The organism is Mesorhizobium sp. M7A.F.Ca.CA.004.12.1.1 (assembly GCF_003997835.1).
GTDB lineage: Bacteria > Pseudomonadota > Alphaproteobacteria > Rhizobiales > Rhizobiaceae > Mesorhizobium.
This window is the reverse complement of sequence record NZ_RZRK01001421.1, coordinates 1-649: the sequence shown is the minus strand read 5'-3', so window position 1 is coordinate 649 and position 649 is coordinate 1. Positions and strand designations below refer to the sequence as shown.

The 649-nt window shown below is 62.1% G+C and carries 1 pseudogene; it reads left to right on the top strand.

The window, feature by feature from the left end:
- Positions 1–649: pseudogene (gene fusA, locus EN984_RS36800) on the top strand (elongation factor G); the annotation flags it as partial.

The window sequence follows — 649 nt, the reverse complement described above, 5'->3', positions numbered from 1 at the left end:
CTGCAGATGCATGCGAACTCGCGCGCCGACGTCGAAGAGGCTTTTGCCGGCGACATCGTTGCTCTTGCCGGTCTCAAGGACACGACCACCGGCGACACGCTGAGCGATCCGCTGCATCCGGTCATTCTCGAGCGCATGGAATTCCCCGATCCGGTCATCCAGATCGCCATCGAGCCGAAGACCAAGAACGACCAGGAAAAGATGGGCCTCGCCCTTCACCGCCTGGCCGCCGAGGATCCGTCCTTCCGTGTCAAGACCGACGAGGAAAGCGGCCAGACCATCATTTCCGGCATGGGCGAACTTCACCTGGACATCATCGTCGACCGTATGCGTCGCGAGTTCAAGGTCGAGGCCAATGTCGGCGCACCGCAGGTGGCTTATCGCGAGACGATCACCCGCAGGCACGAGCAGGACTACACGCACAAGAAGCAGACCGGCGGTACCGGTCAGTTCGCTCGCGTCAAGATCGTCTTCGAGCCGAACCCGGACAGCAGCGAGTTCGAGTTCGAGACCAAGATCGTCGGCGGCGCCGTGCCGAAGGAATACATCCCCGGTGTCGAAAAGGGCATCAACAGCGTCATGACCTCGGGTCCGTTCGCGGGCTTCCCGATGATCGGCGTCAAGGCGACGCTGATCGACGGCGCTTACC